Origin of the sequence: Pseudooceanicola aquaeponti, from assembly GCF_050897975.1 — a bacterium.
In the GTDB taxonomy this organism is placed as follows: domain Bacteria; phylum Pseudomonadota; class Alphaproteobacteria; order Rhodobacterales; family Rhodobacteraceae; genus Pseudooceanicola.
This window is the reverse complement of record NZ_JBPAXY010000003.1, coordinates 614274-640379: the sequence shown is the minus strand read 5'-3', so window position 1 is coordinate 640379 and position 26106 is coordinate 614274. Positions and strand designations below refer to the sequence as shown.

Annotated in this window: 31 protein-coding genes and 1 pseudogene; 28 read left to right on the top strand and 4 right to left on the bottom strand. The window is 66.9% G+C overall.

Features of this window, described 5'->3' with window-relative positions:
* The first annotated feature begins 10 nt into the window (after positions 1–10).
* The 17 genes from ACRARE_RS09780 to ACRARE_RS09700 all read left to right on the top strand — a co-directional run bounded on the left by ACRARE_RS09780 (position 11) and on the right by ACRARE_RS09700 (position 12805).
* Complete coding sequence (locus ACRARE_RS09780) at positions 11–907, top strand: S49 family peptidase (protein WP_432656251.1); 897 nt, start codon at positions 11–13, stop codon at positions 905–907.
* Between the two features lie 93 nt (positions 908–1000).
* Positions 1001–2320, top strand: coding sequence for a phage major capsid protein (locus ACRARE_RS09775; protein WP_432656241.1), 1320 nt, complete (start codon positions 1001–1003; stop codon positions 2318–2320).
* Positions 2321–2385: 65 nt separating this feature from the next.
* On the top strand, positions 2386–2730 hold the full coding sequence (locus tag ACRARE_RS09770; RefSeq protein WP_432656240.1) for a hypothetical protein: 345 nt from the start codon (positions 2386–2388) through the stop codon (positions 2728–2730).
* Positions 2731–2739: 9 nt separating this feature from the next.
* The gene (locus ACRARE_RS09765) at positions 2740–3309 is read left to right on the top strand and encodes a head-tail connector protein (protein WP_432656239.1); all 570 of its coding nucleotides are present in this window, start codon (positions 2740–2742) and stop codon (positions 3307–3309) included.
* Position 3310: 1 nt separating this feature from the next.
* Entirely contained in the window at positions 3311–3691 is a 381-nt protein-coding gene (locus ACRARE_RS09760; protein WP_432656238.1) for a hypothetical protein, read from the top strand.
* Positions 3688–4089: a tail completion protein gp17 gene (gene gp17, locus ACRARE_RS09755; RefSeq protein ID WP_432656237.1), complete on the top strand. Its 402-nt coding sequence runs from the start codon at positions 3688–3690 to the stop codon at positions 4087–4089. The genes ACRARE_RS09760 and gp17 overlap by 4 nt, the downstream gene beginning before the upstream one ends.
* The gene (locus ACRARE_RS09750) at positions 4086–4532 is read left to right on the top strand and encodes an HK97 gp10 family phage protein (RefSeq protein WP_432656236.1); all 447 of its coding nucleotides are present in this window, start codon (positions 4086–4088) and stop codon (positions 4530–4532) included. Before gp17 ends, ACRARE_RS09750 begins: the two co-directional genes overlap by 4 nt.
* Before the next feature lie 25 nt (positions 4533–4557).
* Complete coding sequence (locus ACRARE_RS09745) at positions 4558–4977, top strand: phage tail protein (protein ID WP_432656235.1); 420 nt, start codon at positions 4558–4560, stop codon at positions 4975–4977.
* A gap of 26 nt (positions 4978–5003) precedes the next feature.
* The gene (locus tag ACRARE_RS09740) at positions 5004–5396 is read left to right on the top strand and encodes a hypothetical protein (protein WP_432656234.1); all 393 of its coding nucleotides are present in this window, start codon (positions 5004–5006) and stop codon (positions 5394–5396) included.
* A gap of 83 nt (positions 5397–5479) precedes the next feature.
* A complete protein-coding gene (locus tag ACRARE_RS09735) occupies positions 5480–5692 on the top strand; it encodes a hypothetical protein (RefSeq protein ID WP_432656233.1) in 213 nt (70 codons plus the stop codon).
* 12 nt (positions 5693–5704) lie between these two features.
* Positions 5705–8884: a phage tail length tape measure family protein gene (locus ACRARE_RS09730; protein WP_432656232.1), complete on the top strand. Its 3180-nt coding sequence runs from the start codon at positions 5705–5707 to the stop codon at positions 8882–8884.
* 2 nt (positions 8885–8886) lie between these two features.
* The gene (locus ACRARE_RS09725) at positions 8887–9840 is read left to right on the top strand and encodes a hypothetical protein (RefSeq protein WP_432656231.1); all 954 of its coding nucleotides are present in this window, start codon (positions 8887–8889) and stop codon (positions 9838–9840) included.
* Positions 9840–10496, top strand: coding sequence for a hypothetical protein (locus ACRARE_RS09720; protein WP_432656230.1), 657 nt, complete (start codon positions 9840–9842; stop codon positions 10494–10496). The genes ACRARE_RS09725 and ACRARE_RS09720 overlap by 1 nt, the downstream gene beginning before the upstream one ends.
* A gap of 97 nt (positions 10497–10593) precedes the next feature.
* A complete protein-coding gene (locus tag ACRARE_RS09715) occupies positions 10594–10857 on the top strand; it encodes a spike base protein, RCAP_Rcc01079 family (RefSeq protein ID WP_432656229.1) in 264 nt (87 codons plus the stop codon).
* A gap of 4 nt (positions 10858–10861) precedes the next feature.
* Entirely contained in the window at positions 10862–12088 is a 1227-nt protein-coding gene (locus ACRARE_RS09710) for a hypothetical protein (protein ID WP_432656228.1), read from the top strand.
* A complete protein-coding gene (locus tag ACRARE_RS09705) occupies positions 12085–12516 on the top strand; it encodes a hypothetical protein (protein WP_432656227.1) in 432 nt (143 codons plus the stop codon). The genes ACRARE_RS09710 and ACRARE_RS09705 overlap by 4 nt, the downstream gene beginning before the upstream one ends.
* A 10-nt stretch (positions 12517–12526) precedes the next feature.
* On the top strand, positions 12527–12805 hold the full coding sequence (locus ACRARE_RS09700) for a hypothetical protein (protein ID WP_432656226.1): 279 nt from the start codon (positions 12527–12529) through the stop codon (positions 12803–12805).
* Positions 12806–12809: 4 nt separating this feature from the next.
* On the opposite strand, the gene ACRARE_RS09695 is transcribed toward ACRARE_RS09700, so the two are convergent.
* Entirely contained in the window at positions 12810–13019 is a 210-nt protein-coding gene (locus ACRARE_RS09695; protein ID WP_432656225.1) for a hypothetical protein, read from the bottom strand.
* Positions 13020–13116: 97 nt separating this feature from the next.
* Here ACRARE_RS09695 and ACRARE_RS09690 point away from each other — a divergent pair, with 97 nt between their 5' ends.
* Both ACRARE_RS09690 and ACRARE_RS09685 read left to right on the top strand, forming a co-directional pair.
* Positions 13117–13857 (top strand): lysozyme, encoded by a 741-nt coding sequence (locus ACRARE_RS09690; RefSeq protein WP_432656224.1) that lies wholly within the window; start codon positions 13117–13119, stop codon positions 13855–13857.
* Complete coding sequence (locus tag ACRARE_RS09685; protein ID WP_432656223.1) at positions 13854–14114, top strand: hypothetical protein; 261 nt, start codon at positions 13854–13856, stop codon at positions 14112–14114. The genes ACRARE_RS09690 and ACRARE_RS09685 overlap by 4 nt, the downstream gene beginning before the upstream one ends.
* A 52-nt stretch (positions 14115–14166) precedes the next feature.
* Here the strand turns inward: ACRARE_RS09685 and ACRARE_RS09680 are convergent, their stop codons facing one another.
* A complete protein-coding gene (locus ACRARE_RS09680; RefSeq protein WP_432656222.1) occupies positions 14167–14433 on the bottom strand; it encodes a hypothetical protein in 267 nt (88 codons plus the stop codon).
* 281 nt (positions 14434–14714) lie between these two features.
* Here ACRARE_RS09680 and ACRARE_RS09675 point away from each other — a divergent pair, with 281 nt between their 5' ends.
* The 8 genes and pseudogenes from ACRARE_RS09675 to ACRARE_RS09640 all read left to right on the top strand — a co-directional run bounded on the left by ACRARE_RS09675 (position 14715) and on the right by ACRARE_RS09640 (position 23435).
* On the top strand, positions 14715–15041 hold the full coding sequence (locus ACRARE_RS09675; RefSeq protein WP_432656221.1) for a hypothetical protein: 327 nt from the start codon (positions 14715–14717) through the stop codon (positions 15039–15041).
* 406 nt (positions 15042–15447) lie between these two features.
* The gene (locus tag ACRARE_RS09670; RefSeq protein ID WP_432656220.1) at positions 15448–15939 is read left to right on the top strand and encodes a hypothetical protein; all 492 of its coding nucleotides are present in this window, start codon (positions 15448–15450) and stop codon (positions 15937–15939) included.
* Entirely contained in the window at positions 15929–16297 is a 369-nt protein-coding gene (locus ACRARE_RS09665; RefSeq protein WP_432656219.1) for a helix-turn-helix domain-containing protein, read from the top strand. The genes ACRARE_RS09670 and ACRARE_RS09665 overlap by 11 nt, the downstream gene beginning before the upstream one ends.
* Positions 16294–16764, top strand: coding sequence for a DUF6941 family protein (locus ACRARE_RS09660; protein WP_432656218.1), 471 nt, complete (start codon positions 16294–16296; stop codon positions 16762–16764). Before ACRARE_RS09665 ends, ACRARE_RS09660 begins: the two co-directional genes overlap by 4 nt.
* A 1195-nt stretch (positions 16765–17959) precedes the next feature.
* Positions 17960–18157 (top strand): annotated as a pseudogene (locus tag ACRARE_RS09655) (winged helix-turn-helix domain-containing protein); the annotation flags it as partial.
* Between the two features lie 468 nt (positions 18158–18625).
* On the top strand, positions 18626–21052 hold the full coding sequence (gene ligA, locus ACRARE_RS09650; protein WP_432656217.1) for an NAD-dependent DNA ligase LigA: 2427 nt from the start codon (positions 18626–18628) through the stop codon (positions 21050–21052).
* Positions 21049–23139, top strand: a complete 2091-nt coding sequence (gene recG / locus ACRARE_RS09645; protein ID WP_432656216.1) for an ATP-dependent DNA helicase RecG — start codon at positions 21049–21051, stop codon at positions 23137–23139. Before ligA ends, recG begins: the two co-directional genes overlap by 4 nt.
* Before the next feature lie 173 nt (positions 23140–23312).
* Positions 23313–23435, top strand: coding sequence for a hypothetical protein (locus ACRARE_RS09640; protein WP_432656215.1), 123 nt, complete (start codon positions 23313–23315; stop codon positions 23433–23435).
* 241 nt (positions 23436–23676) lie between these two features.
* On the opposite strand, the gene ACRARE_RS09635 is transcribed toward ACRARE_RS09640, so the two are convergent.
* A complete protein-coding gene (locus ACRARE_RS09635; RefSeq protein WP_432656214.1) occupies positions 23677–25098 on the bottom strand; it encodes a methyl-accepting chemotaxis protein in 1422 nt (473 codons plus the stop codon).
* A 57-nt stretch (positions 25099–25155) separates the two neighbouring features.
* Positions 25156–25605: an iron-sulfur cluster assembly scaffold protein gene (locus tag ACRARE_RS09630; RefSeq protein WP_432656213.1), complete on the bottom strand. Its 450-nt coding sequence runs from the start codon at positions 25603–25605 to the stop codon at positions 25156–25158.
* Between the two features lie 102 nt (positions 25606–25707).
* Between ACRARE_RS09630 and hisI the strand changes: the two genes are divergently transcribed.
* Positions 25708–26067, top strand: a complete 360-nt coding sequence (gene hisI, locus ACRARE_RS09625; protein ID WP_432656250.1) for a phosphoribosyl-AMP cyclohydrolase — start codon at positions 25708–25710, stop codon at positions 26065–26067.
* The last annotated feature ends 39 nt before the right edge of the window (positions 26068–26106 follow it).

The window sequence follows — 26106 nt, the reverse complement described above, 5'->3', positions numbered from 1 at the left end:
CCGACCGACCCTGCGCGCCCTGCTGGGCGGCTCTGTCATGGCGCTGCATGAACCGGCGGCCCGGGGGCTGCTGGAACACCCCATGCCCGAGGCCACCGCACCCGGCGCGGCGGTCGCCGCAGCCCCCGAGCGCTTCGCGGTGGAACGCAGCGTGGCCGTGGTGCCCGTGCGCGGCGTGCTGACGCCCAATTCCGCGATCCTGGAACGCTGGTTCGGCTGGGCCACCTATCGCGGCCTGATCGAGACCTGCGAACAACTGGCCAGTGATGAGGCGGTCTCGGCCGTGGTGCTGGAGCTGGACACGCCCGGCGGCGCGGTGCGGGGCTGTGCCGGGGCCGCCGCCGCCATCGCCGAGTTGAACGCGGTGAAGCCGGTTCATGCGCTGGTCGATCCGCTGGCCGCGAGTGCGGGCTACTGGCTGGCCAGTCAGGCGCGCGAGATCTCGGTGGCGCCGGGGGGCGAGCTGGGCAGCATCGGCGCCGGGCTGATGACCGGGGCCTATGTGCAGCCGGGGGCCGCGACCGGGTTGCAGCTTTTCGAGTTCACCTCGCCCCATGCCCGGGCGAAGTGGCCCGATCCGGCGACGGAAGAGGGCAAGGCCGAGCTGGAACGCAGCCTGGCCGAGGCCGAGGCCCGCTTCCATGAGGCCGCTGCCGCCGGGCGGGGCATGACGCCGGATGATCTGCGCAGCCGCGCCAGCGTGACCGACGATCCCCGCGATGGCGGGGCGATCTTCGACGGGGCGGGGGCGATCTCGCGCGGGCTGGCCGACCGGGTCGAGACCCGGCGCGCCTTCTATGGCCGGATCCTCGGCACCTATGCCCCGCCGCCGCGCAAGGGGCGCAGCGCGGGGCACCGTGGCGCCTCGGCCCGCGCCGCTGCCGCCCTGGCCACCGCCCGGATCTGATCCGACCGACAGACGACCTCAAGACACCCCGCCGCAGAACGCGATCGGGGCCGAACCGCTGCGCGCGTGCAGCATTTCCCAAGGAGAACCCTGATGAACCTCGACGACCTGCGCCGCGCCCGGAAGGCCGCGGCCGACAAGATGAAGGCCGCCGCCGACACGCTGGCAGAGCTGGAAGCGGCAGAGGCCCCGGACGACGCGGCCATGGCCAGTGCCCAGGCAGACTTCGACGCGGCGGATGCCGAGTTCCAGGCGACTGACCGCAAGGTGAAGCGCGCCGAAGGTGTCGAAGCCGCCCAGGCCGCCGCCGCCACCGGCGACACCGCCGCCTCGGCGCCCCCCGCGGCCAGCGCCCCGGCCCAGGCTGCGAACCCCGAACACCAGGGGCTTGAGGTCGGTTTCATTGCCCTGGCCCTGGCGGCGACGCGCGGCGACCGCGACCGTGCCTCGGCCATGCTGGACCGCGAGGGCCATTCCGGCATCGGCGCCGTGCTGAACTCGACCACCGAAACCGCCGGGGGTGTTCTGGTGCCGCGCCCGCTGGCCGCCCAGATGATCGGGATGCTGCGGCCCCGCGTGGTGGTGCGCAAGGCCGGGGCCCGTACCGTGCCCATGTCGGCGGGTGAGCTGCGCCATGCCAAGCAGACCGGCGGGGCGACCGCCAGCTATGGCGGCGAGATCGACCCGATCCAGGAAAGCGAACCCAGCTTCGACAAGGTGGACCGGAGCCTGAAGAAGCTGAGCGCCCTGGTGCCGGTCTCCAACACGCTGCTGACGCGGGCCACCGTGGGCGGCGCCCAGATGATCCGCGACGACATGCTGAAGGCCATGGCCGAGCGCGAAGACCTGGCCTTCCTGCGCAATGACGGCTCGGGCGTTCTGCCGAAGGGGATGCGCTATTGGGCGCTCGGCGCGAACTGGGATGCCGGTCCGGTGGCGGCAACTGCGGTGGCGGCCGATACGGCCCTGCGCCGCTGCGTCTCGCTGGTCGAGGACGCCAATGTCTCGATGACGACGCCGGGCTGGATCATGCGCTCCAGCGCGAAATCCTGGGTGGCCAGCCTGCGCGATGCGAACGGCAACCCGCTCTTCCCCGAGGTCGAGCGCGCCGGGACGCTGAAGGGCTTCCCGATCCACATGACCTCGCAGGTGCCCGACAACCTGGGCGTCGGCAGCAACGAGACCGAGATCTATTTCGCCGACTTCGCAGAGCTGATGATCGGCGAAGGGGAGGAGATGCGCATCGCCCAGTCGACCGAGGCGGCTTTCGTGGACACGAACGGCGACACCCAATCGGCCTTCCAGCGCGACATGACCCTGTTCCGTGCCATCACCGAGCATGACTTCGCCCCGGCCCACGATGAAGCCATCGCCGGTTTCAACGCCGCTGACTGGTCGCTGCAAGCGGCCTGATCCGGTCCACCGCGCCGGGACGCCCCCGGCGCGGTGCCTTTCCCTTTCGATCTGGAGAACCCGACATGAAGACCCCGGTGACGTTCAAGAAGCATTCCGGCCGGTTCAACCCCGGTGAAACCGCAGGTTTCCTGCCCGAGCGCGCGGCGCAGTTGATCGCAAGCGGTGTGGCCAAGCCCTACACGCCGCCCGCAGGCAAGCCCGCGCCCGATGATGAGGCCGCCGCCCTGGCCCGCCGCCTGGCCGAGGCCGAGGCGCGCGAAGCCGAGCTGATCCGTCGCGCGGCGGACCTTGACGCCCGCGAGGCGGCCATGGCCGAGAAAGAGGCCGCAGGCGCCTCCGCTGGCACGGCCAAGCCCGAAGCGGGCAGCCCGCCGTCGCAGGGCGCCGCGCGTCCCGGCAAGAAGTAAGGCGGCGCCATGGAACTGACAGGGGAAGCACCGGCCCTTGCGGTCAGCGTTGCAGAGTACCGCCGCGCGACCGGCTTCATTGAACTGGACGCAGAGGCCGACGCGCTGATCGAAAGCTACCTGATCGCCGCGCAGCAGGTGGTCGAGGCGGGCACCAACCGGATGATGGGGCGACGCTCGGTCCGGCTGTCTTTCGAGGCCCGGCCCGGTCTTCTGCGCTGGTGGTTCCCCTGTGCGCCGGTGGCAGAGATCACCGGCGTGAAGCTGATCCAGGGCGGGGGCGAGACCGTCCTGGCCCTGCCGGATCTCGGCCTGCGCATGTTGCAAGACGAGCCGCAGATCCTCTTTCCCGTGGGAGCGGTCCCGGCGGGTGGCCCTGCGGTGATCGAGGTCGAGGCCGTGGTGGGGGCCGACGTGGCCGATGCCCGCCTGAAGCAGGCGATCATCATGATCGTGAAGGACTGGCGCGAGGCGAATATCGCCATTGATCAGACCGAATACACCCGCGCCAGCTTTGGCTGTCGCGCCCTCATGAAGCAGACCCGCTACCGGCGCCCCGATGTGAGCGAGGCAATCTGACATGGCCCAGACGCAAGGCGCGCCGCTGTCGCGCGGGCGCGAAGTGATCCTGCGCGACCGCCTCGCGGTCTTCGAACGGCGCGCCGAGACCGGGCGCAATGCCCTGAATGAACCGATCTACGCCTGGGCCGAGCTGGGCCGGTCCTGGAGCGCAGTCGAAGAACTGGGGGCGCAGGAACAGGTCGCCCTCCAGATCGAGGGCATGGTGGCGGCGGTGCGCCTGCTGGTGCTGGATACGCCGCTGGCGCGCTCTGTCACGCTGGCCGACCGTGTTCAGGTGCTGGGCGAGGCCTGGGATCTGGTGGGCCGTGGTCCCCATGCGATGCGCCGGGGCGTCTTCGCCTTCACCTCGGCGCGGACCAGCCCGGGGCGCGCGACATGAAGGCGGCGCTCACGGCGCTGCTGCTGTCGGACCCCGCGCTTCAGGCCCGGGTCGGCGCGCGGGTGAACTGGTCGGTCCCGCCCGCCCATGCGGGGGGCTTTCCCTGTCTCGGGCTCACGCTGATCAACGCGCCGACCACCTACACGCTGGAGGGCGAGGCCGAGGTGCAGCGCAGCAACGTGCAGGTGGACGCCTGGGCGGTGACGGCGGCCGATGCCGAGGCGCTGCGGGCAGAGGTGCAGGGCTTGCTTTCGGGCTTTCGGGGCGTGGTCGCGGGTGTCCGGTTCCGGGGCGCCTTCCTGCGCGGCGCGCGCGATCTGGACGGGCGCAGCCTCGGCGACCTCGGCCCGCTCTTCGGCGTGTCGATCGACCTGACCATCCGCTGGAGCGCCGGATGATCAAGATGGAGTTCAAGGGCGGCCGCGAGCTGGAAAAGGCCCTGCTGGAGCTGCCGAAACACACCACGCGAAAGTCGCTGGTGCGCCGCGTCCTGAAACGGGCGGCGCAGCTTTTCGCGGACCGGGCCAATGCGCTGGCGCCGCGCGGGGCTGGTGGCGATCTGGCGGAAAGCTATGGCGTCGGAACGCGGTTGACCCGGCGCCAGGCCGCCTCGGCCCGGCGTGAGGGGCGCGACGATGTCTTCATGTACGCGGGCACCAATGACCCGGGCGGCCAGCAGCAAGAGTTCGGCAACGCCCATCACGCGGCCCAGCCCCACGCCCGCCCGGCCTGGGATCAGACCCAGCAACAGATCTTCGAGCAGATCCGCGACGACATGAGCGTCGAGGTGGAAAAGGCCGTCGCCAGAGCGCGACGCAAAGCGGCGCGGCAGGCGCGCTGAACCCAAACGGCAGAAAGGACATGAGATGGCCGGTGAAGATGAACTCTGGGGCGGCTCGGTTGAGCGCTCCGCAGACGGGGTGACCTACACCCCCATTGCGATGGTCACGGGGGTGACGGTGCCCACGCTGACCAAGAACACGCGCCAGCGCACCACGCTGGATAGCCCCGCGAAGATCCATGAGTACGGCGAAGGCTTCGCCGAGCCGGGGGATCTGTCGATTTCCTGCCTCTACACCGAAGCGGGCTACGTGGCGGCCAAGGCCGACGAAGCGCGAGCAGGCGGCACCTACTACCGCATCACCCTGGCGGGCGGCGGATCCTGGGACTGCCACATGATCACCCCGGTGGTCGAAACCGGCGGGCTCGATCAGCTCGACAGCGACGCCACCTTCACCATCTCCGGCAAGACCTCCGGCGAAACCGAATTCACCCCCGCGGCCTGAGGCGCGGCAGACCAAAGGATCCTGACATGACCCTGAAGACCCATGTGGACCTCGCGCCGAAAAGCGGCGGCGAGGGCTGGAAGCTTGCCTTCACCACCAATGCCATGTGCGCCTATGAGGAGGAGACCGGCAAGGACTTCACCTCGGTCGCCGAGGTTCTCGCCAAGGCCGAAAATGGGCGCCTTTCGATGCGCGTGCTGCGCACCATCCTCTGGGCGGGCCTGCAAGAGCATCACGAAGGCATGACGATGCGCCAGGCGGGTAATGTGCTGGACGCCTGCGGCATGAACGATACGGGCCGCGCCATCGGCGATGCCCTGCGCCTGGCTTTCCCCGAGGAAAAGGCGGCAGAGGGAAACGGTGCCGAGGCGGGGAAGCCCGCCGCCGCCGGGGCGAAAAAAACGACTGGCGCGAGCTGATCCGCCAGTGGGTCGCGGCGGGCCAGGATTATGACCGCTTCGGCCACCTGACCCTTCGCGAAATCGACCTGATCCTGTCCGGCGTGTTGCTCGGGCAGGAACGGGCGGCGCGCCAGCGCCGGGGCGAGATCTACAGCCTCGGCCAGCTGGTGATGATCGCCACCCACAGCCCCAAGACATTCCCCAAGCCCGATGAGTTCATCGACCGCAAGCGGCGGCGTGGCTCGGCCGATGCCGAGATCCGGGCGTATTTCACCGGGCGGGCCGCAACCCGTCGCGCGTCCCCCAACCGATAGAAGGTCCAACCCATGTTCAAGGGATTGATCGGCGCCCTGCGCGTGGATCTTGGCATGAACTCTGCCCAGTTCCACAAGGGCGCGTCGCAGGCCACCGCCGGTATGCGCAACATGCAAAAGCAGTTTGCCGGGTTCGCGAAGGACTTTCGGCGCATCGGCGCGGGGATGTCCCTGGCGCTGACCGCGCCGTTGGTGGCGATCGGCAAGCAGTCGATGGCGCTTCAGAAGGTCCAGGCGCAGGCCGTGGCCCAGGTGGATGCGGCGCTGGCCTCGATGGGCACCACGGCGGGGTTCACCTCGGCCGAGCTCCAGAAGATCGCAAGCGAGCTGCAAGGCAACTCGCTGTTTGGCGATGAAGAGATCCTGGGCAAGGTCACGTCGAACCTGCTGACCTTCGGCAATGTCACGGGCGAGGTCTTCACCCGGGCGCAGCGCGCCGCCCTGGATATGTCGGCGGCCCTGGGCCAGGACCTGCAAAGCTCGACTGTGATGCTGGGGAAGGCGCTGAACGATCCGGCAAAGGGGCTGACCGCGCTGACTCGAGTGGGCGTGTCTTTCACCGAAGAGCAGAAGAACCTGATCAAGGCCATGGTCGAGGTCGGCGATGCCGCAGGCGCACAGGAACTGATGCTGGCCGAGCTGGAAAAGCAATACGGCGGCCAGGCCCAGGCGCTGCGCGAACTGCCGTCGGGGCAGATCGAGGCGGCGATGATGGACATCGGCGACGCCATGGAGCAGGTCGGCGCAATCATCCTGCCGGTCATGGCCGAGATCGCGGGCAAGGTGTCGAAGCTCGCCCTGGGGTTCCAGGGGCTTTCGCCCGAGGTGAAGCGATTGGCGGTGATCGGGGGTGCCCTCGCCGCAAGCCTCGGCCCGGTCCTGCTGGCCATGGGCGGCCTGGCCGCGGCGGTCGGGGCGCTGGCCCCGGTCTTCGTCGCCATCGCCTCTCCTATCGGGCTGGCGATTGCCGGTTTCGCGGCGTTGGCGGCAGGCGCGGTCTATATCGGGCTGAAGATCAAGGGCGCGGCCGATCAGGTCGGCGGCTTTGGCGAGCTGATGCGCCTTCTGAAGGACGTTGTGGCTGAGGTCTGGGACCGGATCATAATGCGGGTGCAGGCCGCCGGGGCCTCCATCGCCGCGACCTTCCAAGAATTGAAGGCCGACGCGGCGGACTGGCTGGCGGGAACCGTGGACCGGCTGACCAGCTTTGCGAATGCAGCCATCAACACGTTTCAGGGGGCGTTCCGCGCCATCAAGGTGCTGTGGTCCAGCCTGCCGGAAGTGATCGGCGACATCGTCTTTTCAACCGCGAACCGAATGATCGAAGGCATCGAGGCGATGCTGAACGGGGCCATCCGGCGGGTCGAGGTCTGGACGATGAAGATCGGCGAGGCCCTGCGCGCGGTCGGCATTGAGACCACCTTCGGCAAGCTTGGCAATGTCGATCTCGGCGGGATCGCAAACCCCTACGCGGGGGCCGCCGAGGTGGCCCGGTCGGAAATGGCCTCGGCCTTTGGTGACGCCTTCAGCGAGGCGGCCCTGAAGGCGCCGGTGGAAGGCCTGGACCGGACGGTGCGGGGCGCCTTGCAGGCGGCAGAGGGCTTTCGCACGGCCGCTGCCGACCTTGCCGCCGGGGCCGCGGCGCCGCTGGCCTCGGTCAAGGCCCTGGGGGACGCGATGGCAGAGACCGCCGAGACCGGAGAGGAGGGCGCCGAGGCGGCACAGGATGCGGCGGCTGGCGTCACCATCGCCTTGGAGACCACCGGGGAGGCTGTCCAGGATCTCGGCGACGACTTCGAGGGAACCGGCGCGCGCGGCGGCCGGGCGTTGAAGGATCTCAAGGCCGATGTGAAGGGTCTTACCAAGGACGCCTACGGTTTGCAGAGTGCGTTCCAGTCGGCTCTGTCCTCGCTCGCCTCGGGCGATGTCGCCGGGGCCTTCGGCAATCTGCGCTCGGGCATCGGCAACGCGGCCACGAATGCCTTCAGCGGCTTGCTGAAGACGTCCTTCAGCGCGGGCGGTTCGGGCTTCTCCGGCGTCATCGGTGGGCTGACCTCCGCATTCTCTGGGATGACCAGTTCCCTGGCGAAGATCGGCGGCGGGCTGGTCTCCAGCCTCGGTGCCATCGGTGGCGCGATCTCGGCCGCGCTGCCGGTGATTGGCGCCGTGACCGCGGTTGTCAGCCTGATCAAGGGGTTCTCTTCCGAGAAGCTGGTCGGGGCGGGGATCGAGCTGGGCGTGACCAATGGCCTGCTGGCGGGCGGCACCTATGAGCGGATCAAGAAGACGAAGTTCTGGGGGCTCACCTCCAGCACCTCGACGAAGCGGAAGGCCTTTGACAAGGAAACGCAGGCCGCGCTGAGCGAAGAGCTCGGCAATGTGAAAGAGGCGGTGCAGAGCGCCTTCAGCCTTGCCGGAATGGAGGTGTCCGACGCCATGATCAATGGCGTTCGGGTGGCGATCCAGAAGATCGACACCCGGGATATGTCGGAAGCCGAGATCCAGGAACGGATCGCGGAGTGGTTCGGCGACTATGCCGATGCGATCAGCGACGCGGTGGCCTCGGTCACCTTCGACCAGGTCCAGGCGCTGGCAGCGCTCAAGACCATGCTGGAACCGCTCGGGCAGGGGTTCTATGGCGCCTTCCGTGACATGGCCCTGGCGGCAGAGGATCTGGCCTCGGTCGGCGGCGGCCTCGATGTGCTGGCCGGACAGCTCGATAGCTTCGTTTCCACCTTCTACACCGATGCCGAGCGGATGCAGATGGCGACCGAGGCCCTGCACAAGCAGTTCGCCGACCTCGGCCTGGCCGTGCCTGAAACCGCGAAACAGTTCCGCGAGCTGGTCATGGGGCAGGATCTGATGACCGAGGCCGGGCGCGACACCTACGCCGCGCTGCTGGCGCTGTCGGGTCTCTTCGCGGAGGTCGAGGGCGGGATCGCCAGCCTGACCGGGGCTTTCGACCTCGGCCAATACTACGCGACCGAGTTCGACGCCAAGCTGGCCGCTATCGCCGAGGCGCGCGGCTATTCCGCCGATGTGATGACCCGGGGCGACGCGGGCGTGACGATGGCCGCCACGCTGCAAAGCCTCAGCACCGGCGGCGCGGCGCAAACCTCGGCCCTGCGCCGCCTGGTCACCCTGATGGAACGCTGGGACGCCTATGGCACCCCGGCCGAAAGGGAGTTCTGAGCATGTTCATCGCGCGCGAGTTCTCGCCCGACCTCGACCAGGTGCGCAGCTCTCTGGCCGAGGATGACGCGCCCGCCTGGGACGCGGGCACCAACTACCCGCTGAACGCGCGGGTGGTGCGGGGTCACCGCATCTATCAGTCGGCGATCGAGGATAACCTCGGCCTCGATCCTCTGCTGGAGGATCAGTCGATCCTGGCGGCCCGCTGGGTCTTCGACAGCTTCACCAATGCCTTCGCCTGTTTCGACGGGGTGCTGAGCAACGCCACCCTGGCGGTCGAGAATCCCGGCGCGGTGGTGCCCTGGCTGGATCCGGGCCTGGGGATCGACCCGACCTCGGCCCCGGTGATCGTCGAGGTCGGCGGCCTGCAAGGGGTCGATACGCTGATCCTCTTCGGGGTGGTGGCCTCCAGCGCCCGGCTGATCTGCTTCGACGTCGCCGGTGCGGTCCTGCTGGACGAGGAAACCAACCTCTCTGGCCGCCAGGTGACCAACTGGTGGGAGTGGTTTTTCGAACCCTTCACGGGCTTTTCCGACAAGCTGGTGCACCTGAACCTGCCGGGGACGACCCGGCGGGTGCTGATCGCCCTGTCGGGCAGCGCGGTCACCCTGGGCGAGATCTTCCTCGGCGACCGGCTCTATGTCGGGAAGGGGATGGTGCAGCATACGGTTGGCCGGTCGATCAGCGGCTCGCGCTACAGCTTCAACGACTACGGCGCCCTGACGCTGGCCCGAGGTCCGACCCGCATTGAAATGGACTACGCGGTGGCCGCCTCGGCGGCGCTCTGGGGGCAGGTGAAACCGCAGCTCGACCGGCTGTCGGGGACGCTGGTCGCCTCGATCGGCGCCGAGCTGCGCCCGTCCAGCATTCACTTCGGGATCCTCGGCCCTGTCCAGTGGGTCGAGGATCTGCCCGATGAGTACGAATACACGTTCACCATCATGGGGGTTTCCTGATGCCTGTCCCTGACTTTACGCCCTACGCGGGCCTGCTGCCTGACGAGAGCGACCCGGCCACCTTCTCGCCCCGCGCGTCGGCGCTCTTCGCCTGGTTCGTCGAGACCGGCGCACCGCAGCTCGCCGCCCTGGCGGCCTTCCTGGCCAGCATCATGGAGGATGAGGCAACGGTGCTGGATGCCCTCGACAGCCTTCAAGCGTCATTGGGCAACCTCGCGGGCCTGAACGTAGAGGATCTTACAGAGGAAGAGACGGCATGGCTTGAGGGCACGGGCACGACCGAGGCCCTGATCAGCCCCGCGACCCAACGGGCGGTGATCCGTGACGAATTGAATGCAGCGGGCGCCGCGCCGATCTACGGGGTGCGGGCCTGGGCGCAGTTCGACGGCTCCTACGCGGTCGCGATCAACGGATCTGGCAACATTGCCAGCATCGTGCGGAACTCAACGGGGAACTACACCGTGACGTTTTCCGCCGACATGCCGACCGCAGACTACGCGGTCTCGGGAACGGCGGGGACACCGGGCGACAGCACGCGAGACGGCGTATTGCAGGTCTACAGCAGAAGCCTGTCCTCGGTTTCGTTCCGCGTGAATGACCCGACCAACAACGACCTGCGGGATTATCCAGACGTCTCTCTGATCGTCGTCTGCTGACCCCGCACCCCCCAGAAAAACCCATCTGACAACAGACCCGACGCGGCCCGTTCGAATAGGGCGGGCGCGGTTGATCCTGCATGGAAAGGAACCTTCGATGTCCCAAGATTACGCCAAGAGCTACCCCTCGCGGATCAGCTCGGGAACACATCACGCCGCAGTTGTGCCCTCCGACACCGACGACCTGCTGCCGCCCCCGCGGTCGCTCTATGTCGGCACCGGCGGCGACCTGGCCATCCGCGATGCGGCGGGCAATGTCGCGGTGCGCAAGAACGTGGCTGCGGGCTCCGAGATCTCCTTCGAGGCCGCTCGCGTCATGGCCACCGGCACCACCGCGTCCGACATCCTGGCGATCTGGTGAGCCGATGATCGAGATCGGAACGGGCGCGATCACGCTTGGCGGTGGCGGCGGGAATTGGGCGGCGCTCGACCCGGTGGCCCGCACCGCCCATCTCTACCTGTCGCCCGGCACGGGGCGCTTTGCGCGCGCCGGGGCCTCGGCCGCCTTCTCGCAGCTTGGCAGCTTCGCCGCCGCCGGGACGCGGTTCGAGCGCGCGGGCGACGGGCAGTATTGGCCGCGCGGGGGCAATGTGCCCCGGCTGGGCGATCACACGACCGGCGCGCGGCGCTGGCTGCTTGAGGGGTTCGCGACGAACAAGTGCCAGAACCACAATGCCAACCCGACAACGACCGCAGGCGCCTTCCGCCAGGGGGATCAGGCGGCCACGCTGTCGCTGGTCGATGATAGCGCTGCGATCGCCTCAGCAGGCCTTGCCCAGCTCTGCCCGTCCGGCCAGGTCTTCGTCCTGGACAATACCCTTGGAACCGGCCTGGCCTATGTCGCGTTCGAGGGGGTCGCCGGGAACCTCAAACCGCATACGGGCAGCGCCTATATCCGGGGCGGGGCAGGGGACATTCGCGGCCAGTTCGCGGAAGGGCGGGTCGATTTCGGCGCGTCCGAGGGCTACCGCCGGGTGCAGGGTTCCTTCACCCCGGCCGACGCAGAAACCCGCATGGTCATCACCGCGAAGCCGGGCCAGGTGATCCATTTCATCCTGAACCAGTTCGAGGAAGGCCCGCGACCCACGTCCCCCATCGTGGTGGCGGGAAGCGCCGTCACCCGTGCCGCCGAGACCTTCGTCGCGGGCCTGGCCGACCTCGATCTGTCCGGCGGCGTCTGGGTCTTTTTCCGGGGCGAGCTTTGGGGAGAGAACGAACCTTTCCCGCCGCTCTACGTGTTCGGCAGCGCGGATGAGGAACGGGTCACCCTCTACCTGAACCGCGCGACCGGGGTTCTGCGCAGTTCCCAGACCTCGGGCGGCGTGTCTGCCTCGATCAACAGCCCGGTCTACACGACAGGCTCCACGCTCGCGCTCGCCGCGCTCTACCGGCCCGGCAGCATGTCACTGGTCGTCGGCGGCGCGGAAGTGGGCACGGCCACCCCCGGCGCGCTGCCGGATCTCGCAGAGCTGATACTCGCCGCCCGCGATACCGGGGGCGCGGGCCAGCCCGCCGCCCTGGCCCTCGCCGAGTTCTGGATCGCCCCGGCCTCGGCCTTCACCGTCGCCGCCATGGAGGCCCTGACCGCATGACGATCACCGCAGCCCTGATCCACATCGCCGATGAACAGGCCCTGATTGCCTGGCTCGCCCAGAACCTGCCCGGCGTCATCGCCGAGGGTGGCGCCCATGTGGCAGGGGGCCTCGCCCGCACCGCAAGCTATCCGAACCCCGGCCGGGCAAACGATGGCCCGGCCGGGCTTTACGCCAACCTCACGCCCGCGCAGGTGGCCCAATGGACCGCGCTGGCGGCCGTGCCCGCCCTGGGGATCACCATCCTCGGCCAGATCCCCTATCAGGGCCTGGGCACCGGGGCGGCCCTCTACGCGGCGGTCGAGGCGGATCCCGTCGCCTGGCCCCTTTGGGAAAGCGTCGCCACGATCCCGGCGCAGCAGATCGAAGGGGTGGGCGGGGCGCCTATCGACATGCCGCCCCGCGTGGCGCGGCCCTGTGTGCAGTAAGGAGGCTGAGATGGCCGAGGAAAACCGCCTGGCGCGGATCGAAGAGAAGCTCGACAAGCTCAGCGACGCCGTGGTCGCCATGGCGCGGATGGAAGAGCAGATGATCACGCTGTTCAAGCGGATGGATCGCTACGACATCGAACTGCGCGAGCTGATGCGCCAGGTGGCGGCGCTGGAGCGGGTCAGCTTCGGGCGCGGGGTATTCTTCCGCAGCCTCGACAAGCTGATCTGGCTGGTCGTGGGCGGCGCCGCCGCGCTGGTCCTGTCCTGGGCGCAGGCGCAGCTGTGACGGCTCAGCCACCGTCGCGTTCGGCTAGGGCCTTTTCCAGCAGGGCGATGGTTTCGTCGTAGGACTTCAGCGACTTCGGGAACAGCTCGCGCTGCTCGCGGTAGAAGGCCAGCCACCGATCCAGTTTCTCCAGGGGATAGGTGTTCCCCCAGCTTTCCAGGCTCAGGGTGAAGGTGCCCGCGGCCCGGTCGATCTCGCATCTATTCTCGCTCATGGGCGCGTTTTGCCGCCCCTCTCGCGGATGCTCAACCGGGCATTTGTGTCATCCGGCCTCGCGCAGCGCGCGGGGCCTTTTTCGTTTGGAGATCCTCATGAAACTTCGCCTTGTCTACAACTGGGCCAATATCCTGCGCCGCGCCTGGTCTGTCTGGCTGACGCTGGTCGCGGCGCTGCTGATCGTGGTCTCGGTGGCGCTGATGCTGCTGGATGCGCAGATCCTCGGCCTGTCGGCCCCGGTCTTTGCCGTGCTGGCGGCGCTGGCGCAGCTTTTCGCGATCCCGGCCCGGATCATCTTCCAGGAAAAGATCGAAGCCTTCCTGATCGAGGAGGACGGCGCCCTGTACTGGCCGCGAACCTGGCGGGGCCGGGCGGCGGGGGGCGGGGTGGCGGTCATCGTCCTGGCCGCCGCCTTTATCGAGCCCTGGGAGGGAACTCGGCTGAAGGCCTATCTCGACATCGCCGGGATCCCGACCATCTGCACCGGCCATACGGAGGGGGTGGCCCTGGGCGACACGGCCACGGCCGAGGACTGCCGCGAGATGTTCCTGGCCGAGGTGGTCGCCTTCGAGACCCGGATCCGCCCCTGCCTGCCCGAGGGGCTGCCGGACCAGAGCCGCGCCGCCTTCGTCTCGGCGGCCTACAACATCGGGGCAGGGGCCTTCTGCGGCTCTTCCATGTCCCGGCGCGCCCTGGCGGGCGACCTGGCCGGGGCCTGCGACGCTCTGCTGATGTGGAACAAGGCCCGGGTACAGGGGGTGCTGCGACCGGTGACCGGCCTGACCCGCCGCCGCCAGGCGGAACGGGCGCTTTGCCTGGAAGGGCTGCACGCATGATCCGCCTCCTTCTGCCTTATGCGGCCGGGGGCGCCCTGGTGGCCTGCCTTGGCGCGGCCGGGCTCGCCTGGCACCTGTCGGGCGAGGTGGCCCGCCTTCAGGCCCGGGCGCAGACCCTCGACACGATGCTGACCGGCTGCAACGGCCGGGTGGCGGACCTTCACCAGGACAAGGAGCGTGATCATGCGCTGGACAGCATCCGCGATTCCGATCTAGGCCGTTCTGTGCCTGACCGCTGGCGCCTGCCTGCGGAGTAGGCTCACAGGATGCACCCGAAACAGTATAGTTTCCTGGTGAAGGCCCGGACGGCTAGCTACTGGGAAACAAGCTGTGCACGGTATCTGTGCAATCCCCATGCTCGCCAGTTTCGCTGTCGCCCGAGGTCTCTATACTCTTCGCAATCTTGTGCGTGACAGCTGACGCCATCATCAATCCGGACACATCCTCAGAGGACGTCCGGCCGACAAGCTGATAGCCGAGGCTCTCCAGGCGGGCGGCGATCTCTTTGAGCTCCCTTACCTCGATATCAAGTTCTTGGGCTTTGGAAACAAGGTACCCATCAAAACTCGTTGCCAATGGTACGGTCCTCTTAGGCTGTTAGCTGGCGGCTGATCTCCGCTCGCTCAGTGATGTTGAAAGGGAGTGGTGACCTACTCTCTCCGACAGATGCAATCAACATCGAAGTGTCAAGATCGTCGAATTTGGAATGACGCCATCGCGTTGCTTTGGCGGTCATTAGCTGGTGCCTGCCGGTATACAGGCGTTTTCTACCTTTGGGGGAAAGGGCACTGGGGAGTCAACGCTTTCAGGGTCGACTATCCGATTGGATATTCTATGGGAAAATAAGGGTATACGCTATGTTTCTGAAATTTCTTAAATTCTCCTGCGGGCTGGCGAGTTGTTCCTTTCTGGCAGCCTGCGCCAAAGATGATGTCGCGCTAGGGTTGCGTCCGCCCGGGCCGGCCTTCTGCGATGTAGAGGAAATGCGGATCTTCAGCCAGGCCGAGATCGACTGGCGGGCGGCCCATGCGCCCTGGAACCTGCGGCGGGATTTGAAAACCAATGCGACCTGGGAGGCCGAATGCCCGCCCGGCGATCTGACCGCCCTGACGCCCGACGGCGAAGCTGCCCGCAAGGATGGTGGTCAAGCGAGCCTGGATGGGCGGCGCCGTGCCCGTGGCTAAGAGCTGCCTTGCGTCTGCGCTGTCCGGGGCGTGGATCATGGTCGGGCTGGCCGAGGACAAGGGGGACGACTTCGCCGAGATGGTCGTTGCGTCCGATCGCTGGGCCTTTCCCCGCACATCCTTGGAAGAGGCGCGGCAGCTGCTGGCCCTGAATGGCGAGCATTGCCGTTGCGCCCGCTGTCGAGGAGGCGAGTTGGCACGGGGGGGCCGGATCCAGCCCGCTGCGGCTCAGCTGTCCTTGTTCGACTAGAGGTTGGCTCCTAGCGTAGTAACACAAGTTGACGCAGGGTGAGGCTATGGGGGCGCAGGGAGGCGGAACCCTCACTCGCCCGAGGGGCTTGTGAGGATGATCGAAGGTCCCTACGCTTCAATCTAGGAATCTTGCATTCGGCGATTGTTGATATATATGGCAACACTGATAGAGTTGTACGAGTCGGGGGCTCTTGAAACGATCGACCCGTTAGAACCTGGGGAACTGCCCTGGAGGACGCTGTATGCGACGACGGATTTCATTGGCTGGCTTGAGAGTGGGCTTCCGAAGATCAAGCCCGACATCCTGCACGATAGCCTTTCGCCGCTCGAGCAGGTTTATTCAGTTTTCTACGAGTATGTCTCTGGGGATGAGTTCTCAAGGGAGTGGCGCTTCAAGAAGCTGAACTGTACACCTGATCACCATGTTTGGGAGCTTAAGACCGATGCAGTCCGTGTTTTCGGCTGGGTTCCCAAGAAGAACATATTCGTATGCTGTTTCGGTGATGCAAAGGAAGAAATCATGCGAAATGGAAGTTATGGGCTTTACATCGCGCGAACGGCTTACGTTCGCAATAACCTGGCCTTAGATGAGCCGAAGTGCGTGGAAAGTAGAAGGTACGAAGATGTCATATCGGATGCAGATTGATGCGAAGTCGCGAAAATCGGCACGCTTCATCTCTGGTTTGCAGAAGAAGATTCAGGCAGCGTTTCTTGCCTCTGGAAAGACACAGCAAGAGGTCGCTGATGCAATTGGGGTTGATAGGTCTGTTGTCAATCGCCGCCTTAAAGGCGATGCAAATTTGACCGCGCGCTCCATTTCGGAGTTCGCTTACGCTTTGGGTAAGGATATCAAGATTGAATTCTTGGACCCGCAGCCCGTTGAGAATGCAAACTGGACGCGGCCCGCGATGGCCGGGACACGATTCACGGCGTCGTTCGAAGCTGTCGCGAGTGGAACAGTTGCCCCTCAGTCTGAATATGTCTTAGAAAGAACCGGCTCGTGATCTTTGAACCCTATGGCGTTGCGACATTCTGTGATGACATTCGGCATGAAGCCAATGGAAAGATCACGCTAGTTGGGTGCTACGCAGGTGAGCTGATCTTTGGGTCCAAGGCACCTGCTGTGCTTCCGACGTTTGCGGCGCTTATCAGTCTCCGGCTCCCTTTGGATAGTGCTCCGAAGAAAGTGGATATCCGTGTCATGAAATTGGATCAGGGGGGGCAGACTTCGATCATGGATATGTCTTTGAAGGACATTGATCTAAAAGCAGATGGCATGGATCTTCCTGAAGGATTTTCTGAAGAGGACAGGTTGATTTCCATGATGATACCTTGTCAGTGGCAAATGTTGAGATTTGAGGGTCCGGGTACGATTAAAGCTAGGGCTTATATCAATGACGAGATTGAAGTTAAGTTGGGGGCTCTGGTTGTTAAGTTTGCTGATCACAAAGATCAAGACGAGAAGGCCTGACTGTCCAAGTGCGTTCTCGCGATAGGAACGATGGTGTATGGGTTGCAACTAACCTTCTATTGGACGACACGGATAGGGCGTAGGTGGCCTTTCTGTTCCTGCCTGCGGAGCGACCCCGACTCGATGCCGTCGCCCCTCTCCACCTCAGGCGCGGTCTTCTGCATGTCGGCGAATTGATGATCTTCAGCCAGGCTGAGATCGACTGGCGGGCCGCTCATGCCGCTTGGCCTGCGGCGGGATCTCAACGCCAATGCGACCTGGGAGGCCGAATGCTTGAACCTCGATCTGGCCGCCCTGACGCCTGACGGTGAAGCTGCCGCAAGGTTCACGGCGAGCGGGCCTTGATGGGCGGACGTCGCCCGCTGCGGCTCAGCTACCGTTGTTCGATTAGAGGTTGGTTCTAAGGGCCGGGAACGTCCGACAGCGACGATATGGGGCTGGCGTGGGGTGGTCATCGTGAGTAGTTGCGCGGTGAGTTTATAGGCTGTATGTTCATGTCCTGTTCTCCACCCCTGACCCTTTCCGATGCCCCTCGTCCTTTCCCTCTTCTGTGGGTGCGGCCACAGCGTCACGCGCCTGGCCGAGCCGCTGTTGCAGCGCCGCACCTCTGACCAGGTGCGCGCAGCGGCGGTCTGCACCGTGTGTGGCCGCAGGGGCGCAGAGGCGGCCATCACACACTGGATGACCGATGCTGATCTCGAGCTGAGGCGGCGGCGGGGTGAGTGGATCTAGGTGCGGCTGTGGCCTTTTGGCTGAGCGGAGGCCCTGCGTCTCTCCTCGACCGTAGATCTGGAGCGCAAGTATTCCTCGGTCACATTGAGCCCACGCAGAAGCCATTTCATTCCATCGGCCCATGGCTCGGCGCATTTGGGGCAGACCGGCATCGTGCCGTACCTCACATCCGAAATCGTCACCTTGCTGGAGGCGCCGCAGGCAGCGCAATGGCGCTCAATCACGAGGTGGTCGAACCTGGTTGGAGGAAACGCGGAGGTGGTCATAGGGGGTACTTGTCACACAGAAGGACAGAGATCACAAAACACAACCCGAAGCATAGTGCCATCCGGGTCCAGTGAACACTGTCCGAAGGTCTAGAGTACGTGTTCGAAAGTGTTTCAAGATTCACTAATTGTTTATGCTTTGTCCTGGTCCGGCGTGTCCATTAACCTTTTGAATTTACGTAATGTTCCGAACGATCCTGAACCATCTCTACGGCGGCATGGACGAGCCCGAGCTGAAGATCATCGACGTTTTCATCTGCAAGCTGCGGAAGAAACTGTCGACGGCGACCGAAGGCGACAATTATATCGAAACGGTCTGGGGCCGGGGCTATGTGCTGCGCGACCCCGAGCCGGAACAGATGGACGAGAAGAAAATGGCGCTTGGCGCCAGCTGAGGCACGGGGCGCGCGCGCGGGCGAGCGCCGAGGGCAGGCGTTAGCGGGGCGGCGGACCTGCGATCCGCGCCAGGAAGAGGGCTGATCTTGTTCCCCGCTCCGGGCGTCGGGCCGAGACCGGCGGGGTGCGCGGTGCCACCACTCACGACCTTCCCGCCCCTGCCGATCTTCCGAAACTTGCCGAGATCCCCCGTTGACCTCTGGCTCCAGAGGCCGAGCGCTCCACGCTCCACGCTCCACGCTCCACGCGCGGGGCGCCGAAGGCCTACGGGTGCTTGAAGAGGCTTGGTGCCTTGCTTGCCTTCCGCTCCCCGTCCGCCGTCCCGTCCATCGCTGCTCGAACCCGGGCACACCTCAACCCGCCTCCCGTACCCGTCCTACGCGCAAGCGGCTGGACCTCGGATGCGCCCCCGCCTATCACTTTTCCAGACCGGCCCGGCCGGAAAGCGTGAGTGAAGAGGGCAGTGCATGACCGAGAATTGGGCGGAGAAACCCGTGGACGCGTTGACCGAGGCGGAGGCCGAGCAAGAGCTGGCCCGCCTGGCTGACCTGCTGGGGGCCGCGAATCTCGCCTATCACCAAAGCGATGCGCCCAAGCTGGAAGACAATGAATATGACGCCCTGAAGCGGCGCAACGCGGCGATCGAGGCGCGCTTTCCGGCCCTGAAACGCGTCGACAGCCCGTCCGACCAGGTGGGCGCGGCCCCGGCCGAGGGCTTCGGCAAGGTGCGCCACGAGGTGCGGATGCTGTCGCTGGGCAATGCCTTTGCCGAGGAGGATGTGCAGGATTTTGACGCCCGCATCCGGCGCTACCTCGGCCTCGATGCGGCGGCACCGCTGGCCTATACGGCCGAGCCCAAGATCGACGGGCTGTCGCTGTCGATCCTTTACGAGAACGGCGAACTGGTGCGCGCCGCCACCCGGGGCGACGGCGAAGAGGGCGAGAATGTCACCGCCAACGCCCTGACCATCGCCGATATCCCGCAGCACCTCGACGGCGCGCCAGAGCGGCTGGAGGTGCGCGGCGAGGTCTATATGTCCCACGCCGATTTCCAGGCGCTGAACCTGCGCCAGGAGGAGGCCGGGGCCAAGACCTTTGCCAACCCGCGCAACGCCGCCGCCGGGTCCCTGCGCCAGCTGGACGCCGAGATCACCCGTGCGCGCCCGCTGCGCTTTTTCGCTTATGCCTGGGGCGTGCTGTCGGACCCGTTGGCTGAGACCCAGAAGGGCGCCATCGACCGGCTGGCCGCGCTTGGGTTCCAGACCAACCCGCTGACCCAGCTCTGCGACGGCCCGGCCGAGATGCTGGCCCATTATGCCCTGATCGAGGCGCAGCGCGCCACGCTGGGCTATGACATCGACGGCGTGGTCTACAAGGTCGACGACCTGGCGCTCCAGGCCCGCCTGGGGTTCCGGGCCACGACACCCCGCTGGGCCATCGCGCATAAGTTTCCCGCCGAACTGGCCTGGACCCGGCTAGAGGCGATCGACATCCAGGTCGGGCGCACCGGCGCGCTTAGCCCCGTGGCGCGGCTGCTGCCGGTGACCGTGGGCGGCGTGGTCGTGTCGAATGCGACCCTGCACAATGAGGATTACATCGCCGGGCGCGACAGCAAGGGCCAGCCGATCCGCGAGGGCAAGGACATCCGCCCGGGCGACTGGGTGCAGGTCTACCGCGCGGGCGACGTGATCCCCAAGATCGCCGATGTCGACCTGTCGAAACGCCCCGAGGGGGCGGCGCGCTACCACTTCCCCCAGACCTGCCCCGAATGCGGATCCCAGGCGATCCGCGAAGAGGGCGACAGTGTGCGCCGCTGCACCGGCGGCTTGATCTGCCCCGCGCAAGCGGTTGAAAAGCTGCGCCACTTCGTCTCGCGCGCGGCCTTCGACATCGAGGGGCTGGGGGCCAAACAGGCCGAATTCCTCTACGATATGTGCTGGATCGCGGAACCCGCCGATATCTTCACCCTGCGTGCGCGCGACGGCGCGGGCGCGCGCCTGGTGCGGCAACCCGAAGAGGTGACGACGCGCTACAAGGAAGACCCGGAGCGGCGCGCGGCGCTCTTGGCGGAACTGGCCGAGGTGCTGCGCACGGCGGGCGTGCCGGTGGACGACAGCGACCCCGCCCAGGTCGCCGCCGCCATCCGCCACCTGGCCGAGACGCCGCTGGCCAAGGTCAAGGGCTGGGGCGAGAAGTCGGCCGAGAACCTCTTCGATGCCATCGACAGCCGCCGCAAGATCGAGCTGAACCGCGCCCTCTTCGCCCTGGGTATCCGCCATGTGGGCGAGGTGGTGGCCCAGGATCTGGCGCGCCATTTCACCAGCTGGGACCGGCTGACGGCCTGCGTCGACCAGGCGCGCCCGGCGCAGGAACGCCATCTTCAGGCCGACGCGGCCGAAGCCGAGGAGCGCGCGAAAGCGAGTGAGGAGGGCCGCCGGGCCAGCCTGAAGGCCGCCCGCGATGCCATCTGGGCCGCTGACCCGCCGCTGCCCGAGACCGCGAAACCCGCCTGGGACGAGCTGACCGGCATCGACGGGATCGGCGCCAAGGTTGCCGCCTCGCTGGTGGCCGCCTTCGCCCAGCCCGCCGAACGGGCCTCGATCGACCGGCTGGCGGCCGAGCTGACCATCCTGGACGTCGCCGCTCCCCAGGACAGCGGCAGCCCGGTGGCGGGGCTGACCCTGGTCTTCACCGGCACGCTGGAAAAGATGACCCGCCCCGAGGCCAAGGCCCGGGCCGAGGCGCTTGGCGCCAAGGTCTCGGGTTCTGTGTCGAAGAAAACCGATATCCTGATCGCCGGGCCCGGGGCCGGGTCGAAGGCCACCAAGGCCGCCGATCTGGGGGTGAAGGTCATCGACGAAGACGCCTGGCTGGCGCTGATCGGCGACGCATGAGCGCGCGGCCCGAAATCCTCTTCCCGCTCTTCGCCGGGCTGGAAACGCTGGAGGGCGTCGGGCCGAAGACGGCTAAGCATCTGGCGCAGCTGGACGTGGCCCTGCCGCGCGACCTGCTGTTCCTGCTGCCCCATGCGGTGGTGGACCGGCGGCGGCGCGCCACGATCCTGGGGCTGACCCTGCCCACCACCGCCACGGTCGAGGTTACCGTGGGCGCCCATCACCCCGCGCGCAGCCGGGGCGGCGCCTATCGCATCCGCGTGGCCGATGCCGAGACAGAGTTCGACCTGATCTTCTTCCACGCCCGGTCCAACTACCTGCAACAGATCCTGCCCGAGGGCAGCCGCCGCCTGGTTTCGGGCAAGCTAGAGCTTTACGATGGCTTCGCCAACATGCCCCATCCCGACCACGTGCTGCCGGTGGAAGAGGGCGACGAGATCCCCGATTTCGAGCCGATCTACCCGCTGACCGCCGGCGTCACCCAGCGGGTCATGGCCAAGGCGGCGGCCTCGGCCCTGGCGCGGGCGCCGGTGCTGCCGGAGTGGATCGACAGCGGCCAGCGGGCGGCCAAGCTTTGGCCCGACTGGCTCAGCGCGCTGCGCCAGGCCCATGCGCCGGACGGCCCCGACGCGGTGCGCCCCGAGGATCCGGCCCGCGAACGGCTGGCCTATGATGAGCTGCTGGCGCATCAGCTGACCCTGGCCCTGGCCCGCATGGTCGAGCGCAAGCGCGCCGGACGGCCCAGCCATGGCGACGGGCATCTGCGCGCCAAGGTGTTGAAATCGCTGCCCTACAAGCCGACCGAGGCGCAGACCCGCGCCCTGGGCGAGATCGCCGCCGACATGGGCCGCGAGGATCGCATGTCGCGTCTGTTGCAGGGAGATGTGGGGGCGGGCAAGACCCTTGTGGCCTTCCTGGCGCTGCTGATCGCGGTCGAGGCGGGCGGGCAGGGGGTGATGATGGCCCCGACCGAGATCCTGGCCCGCCAGCATATGGAGGGCCTGGCGCCCCTGGCCGAGGCGGCGGGCGTCCGGCTGGAGATCCTCACGGGCCGCGACAAGGGCGCCGATCGCGCGGCGAAACTAGCCCGCCTGGCCGGGGGCGAGATCGACATTCTGGTGGGCACCCATGCGGTCTTCCAGGCCGATGTGAATTTCGCCGACCTGCGCCTGGCCATCGTCGACGAACAGCACCGTTTCGGCGTGCGTCAGCGGCTGGAGCTGGGGCGCAAGGGGCGGCAGGCCGATATCCTGGTGATGACCGCGACGCCGATCCCGCGCTCGCTGAGCCTGGCGCAATACGGTGACATGGATGTCTCGGTGCTGGACGAGAAGCCGCCCGGGCGCCAGCCGGTGAAGACCACCCTCAGTTCCACCGAACGGCTGGGCGAGATCGTCGATCACCTGGACCGCGCCACCCGCGAGGGGCGGCAGGCCTATTGGGTTTGCCCGCTGGTCGAGGAGAGCGAGAAAAGCGATCTGACCGCGGCCGAGGAACGGTTCAAGCATCTGCGCGCCCGGCTGGGCGAGGGGCGTGTGGGGCTCGTCCATGGCCAGATGCCGCCCGAGCAGAAGGACGCCGCCATGGCCGCCTTCCAGCGCGGCGAGACCGATGTGCTGGTCGCCACGACGGTGATCGAGGTGGGGGTGAACGTGCCCAATGCCTCGATCATGGTGATCGAACGGGCCGAGATCTTTGGTCTGGCGCAGCTGCACCAACTGCGCGGCCGGGTGGGCCGGGGCGAGGCGGCCTCGACCTGCCTGATGCTGTACCAGGCGCCCCTGTCCGAGGCGGGGATGAAACGGCTGACCCTTCTGCGCGAGACAGAGGACGGGTTCCGCATCGCCGAGGCGGACCTGGAGATGCGCGGCGCGGGCGATCTGATCGGCACGGCGCAAAGCGGGGTGCCGCGCTTCCGTATCGCCGATCTGGAACGCCAGACCGCGCTGATGGCCATCGCCCAAAGCGACGCGCGGACCCTTCTGGCGAAGGATCCGACGCTGGACAGCCCGCGCGGCCAGGCGGCGCGGACCCTGCTGTGGCTGATGGGCCAGGACGAGGCGATCCGGCTGATCAACGTCGGCTGAGCCGGGCGGCGGGCCTGCGGAGGCCACGGGATCTGAGCCGTTAAACGGCTGATTCTCCTGAGAAACCTCATTTTGTTCTCAAATGTTCTTAAAAAGTTCTTTACGTGCGCCCGGCAATATGAGAACAAATGGGCAACGCAAAGGAATGACCCCTGATCCGAAGGAGCCAAGACATGCTGAAAGATTTCATCCAGGTTGCCCGCCGGTCCCCTTCGGCGCTGGTGCAGGATCTTTTCGGGGCTGCGGCCCTGGTCGTGCTGCTCGTGGGGTCGCTCTACCTGCCGGCTCTGTCCTGAGCGTTTTCTGCCTGCAAATCGCAGAGAGACACGCTGGATCCCCCGAGCCACGGGGCGGATCGCCTATCCGCCCGGCCGGGTCTGCCTCATCCCCCGGTGCGTGTCCCTCGGTCCCAAGCGATCTGCATCCTTGCCGCCGCCGTCCCCTGGGACGTGCGGCGGTTTTTTTATTCCGCGCGGCCCACGCGACCCTGGCCCCGGCGGCCCTCGCTCCGCCCGGACGGGCGTCCTCGGGGCACGCCTAGAACCGATAGGCCAGGCGCAGCCCGCCCCAGTGGCGGTTCTTGACGAAGATCGGCGCCGAGAGATCCTTCATTAGCACGAAGTCGCCCCCGCCCATGTCGCGGCGGTAGACCTGCATCAGGAAGGGATCCTTGTTGCGCCCGGCCTTCAGCCCGACCCGGTCGTCGAAGATGCGGCGGTTGCGGCAGTTGGCCATGTTCCACACCGGATCGTCCGACTGCGGGTGCGAGAATTTGCGATTGTGGGTGGGCAGATAGCCGTTGCGATCCACCGCGGCGCAGAAGGCGACCTTTGGGTCGAGATCCAGCGCCTCTTCCAGGATCTCGGGCAGCAGCAGGTCGGTCAGCCGGGTAAAGCGGGTGGTGACCTGTTCGGGCTCGGTGTTGGGCACCGGGCGATAGTCGGTATCGAAAAGCTCTTCAAAGGGGATGCGGCCCTCCTCCACCGCCTCTTCGAAGGCGGCAGAGATCCGGGCGGCCCGGGCCTGGACATCGGCGATGAAGGGCCCGTCGGCGCTGTCGCCCCCCGCCAGGACCGAGTCCTGCACCAGCGCCTCGGACAGATCGCGCAGGGTCTGCAAGCGGTGATGCACATCCTCGACCGCCTCGGCGCTGTCCTGGACGCTGCTGAACATGGTCTCGATCCGGGGGGTATAGTCGCGCAGCGCCTGGTCGGCCTCGACCGCGTCGTCGCGCACCAGTTTCATCCGGGTAACCGAGCGATCCATCGCCTCTTTCACCGCCGCGTTCATCTGCGCCACCTTGTCGCCGGTATGGGACAGCTCGCGCGAGGTCTCCGAGACCTGGCCGGTTTCCTGTTGCAGGGTGGTGATCCAGTCGACCAGGCGCTGGATGTTGTCGCTGATCGTCTCGGCGGTGGCGCCGGTCTGTTGCGACAGCAGGTTGATGGCATCGGCCACCACCGAGAACCCCTTGCCGGCGCTGCCCGCGCGCGCCGCCTCGATCTTGGCATTGATCGCCAGCATGTTCACCTGGGCGGCGATGTCGGCGATCTGGTCATTGCTTTTCTGCACGTCCTCCAGCACCGATTCCACGTCCTGGGTGCGGGTGGCCAGGGTCAGCACCCAGGTCAGCACCTCGCGCGACTGGCGCCCGGCCACATCGGCCATGCCCAGGGCCTTGTCGAAACTGGCCTGGGTTTCCTCCAGCTGGGCGTAGGAATCGCGGATCGTGGTCATCACCGAGGCGTTCATCTGCAAGACCTGGCCGGTGCCCTCGCGCACCGTTTTCAGCTGGGTCAACAGCAGCTCGGTCCGGTGGGTCAGATCCTCTAGGAAGCCGTCCACATCGACGATGTCCTGCCCCAGGGCCGAGGCATTGCGCGCCAGCCGGTCCAGAGAGACACCGGCGGGGCGGGGGGCGTCAGAGCCCGGCGAGGGGAAGGGGGGATCGTGTTGCATCTGGGGCCGCTGATCGTTGCGCGGGCCCAGACCTAGGGCGGAAGTCCTGCGAAGCGGTTAAGCGCAGTCGCTGGCCTCGGCCTTTTCCAGCGCCTCCGACAGCGCCTCGAGCGCCAGCAGGATCGAGGCATGGCGGTTCTTGTACTCGCGCGCGGGCAGCAGCACCTCAAGCCCGTCAAAGGGCGCCTCGGGCACCGGGCCGCCCTCTTTCAGCATGGCGCGCAGCTGGTCGCGGGCGGTCAGGATCTGCGTCTTGGTGCAGCCGATCACCGCCGCCCCCACTACGCTGGCCGAGGCCTGGCCCAGGGCGCAGGCGCGCACCTCCTGGCCGTAACGGGCGATACGGCCGTCCTCGACATCCACGTCCACCGTCACGGTCGAGCCGCAGAGCGGCGCGCGTTTCTTCACTGTGGCGTCGGGCGCGTCGAGCCGGGTTTGATGGGGGATCTCGGCCGCCAGCGCCAGGATGCGCGAGGAATAGAGTTTGATCAGGTCGGTCTCGCTCATCGGCTGTCCTTTCCGGCGCGGGGCGGCGGCGCTGGTTCTTTCGGGTGTTTCCCCCTAGATAGGCCGCAACGGCCCCATCGGAAAGGGGCGGAAAGGATGCCCATGCGCTTTGATCCCAGCACCCTGAAATTCGACGACAAGGGCCTGATCCCCGCCATCGCCCAGCAAGAGGGCACCGGCGAGGTTCTGATGATGGCCTGGATGAACGCGGCCTCGATCGAGAAAACGCTGCAAAGCGGCCATGTCACCTATTGGTCGCGCTCGCGGCAAAGCTTCTGGGCCAAGGGCGAAAGTTCGGGGCACATGCAGCGGCTGGTCGAGATGCGGGTGGATTGCGACCGTGACTGCCTGCTGGTGATCGTCGACCAGACCGGGCCCGCCTGCCACACCAACCGGCGCAATTGCTTCTATACCGCCATTCGCGACGGCGAAGAGGTGATCATCGCCGACCCGATGGTCTGATCCGTCGGTCGGGGTTTGCCCCCGTCCTCGGCGGTGCCC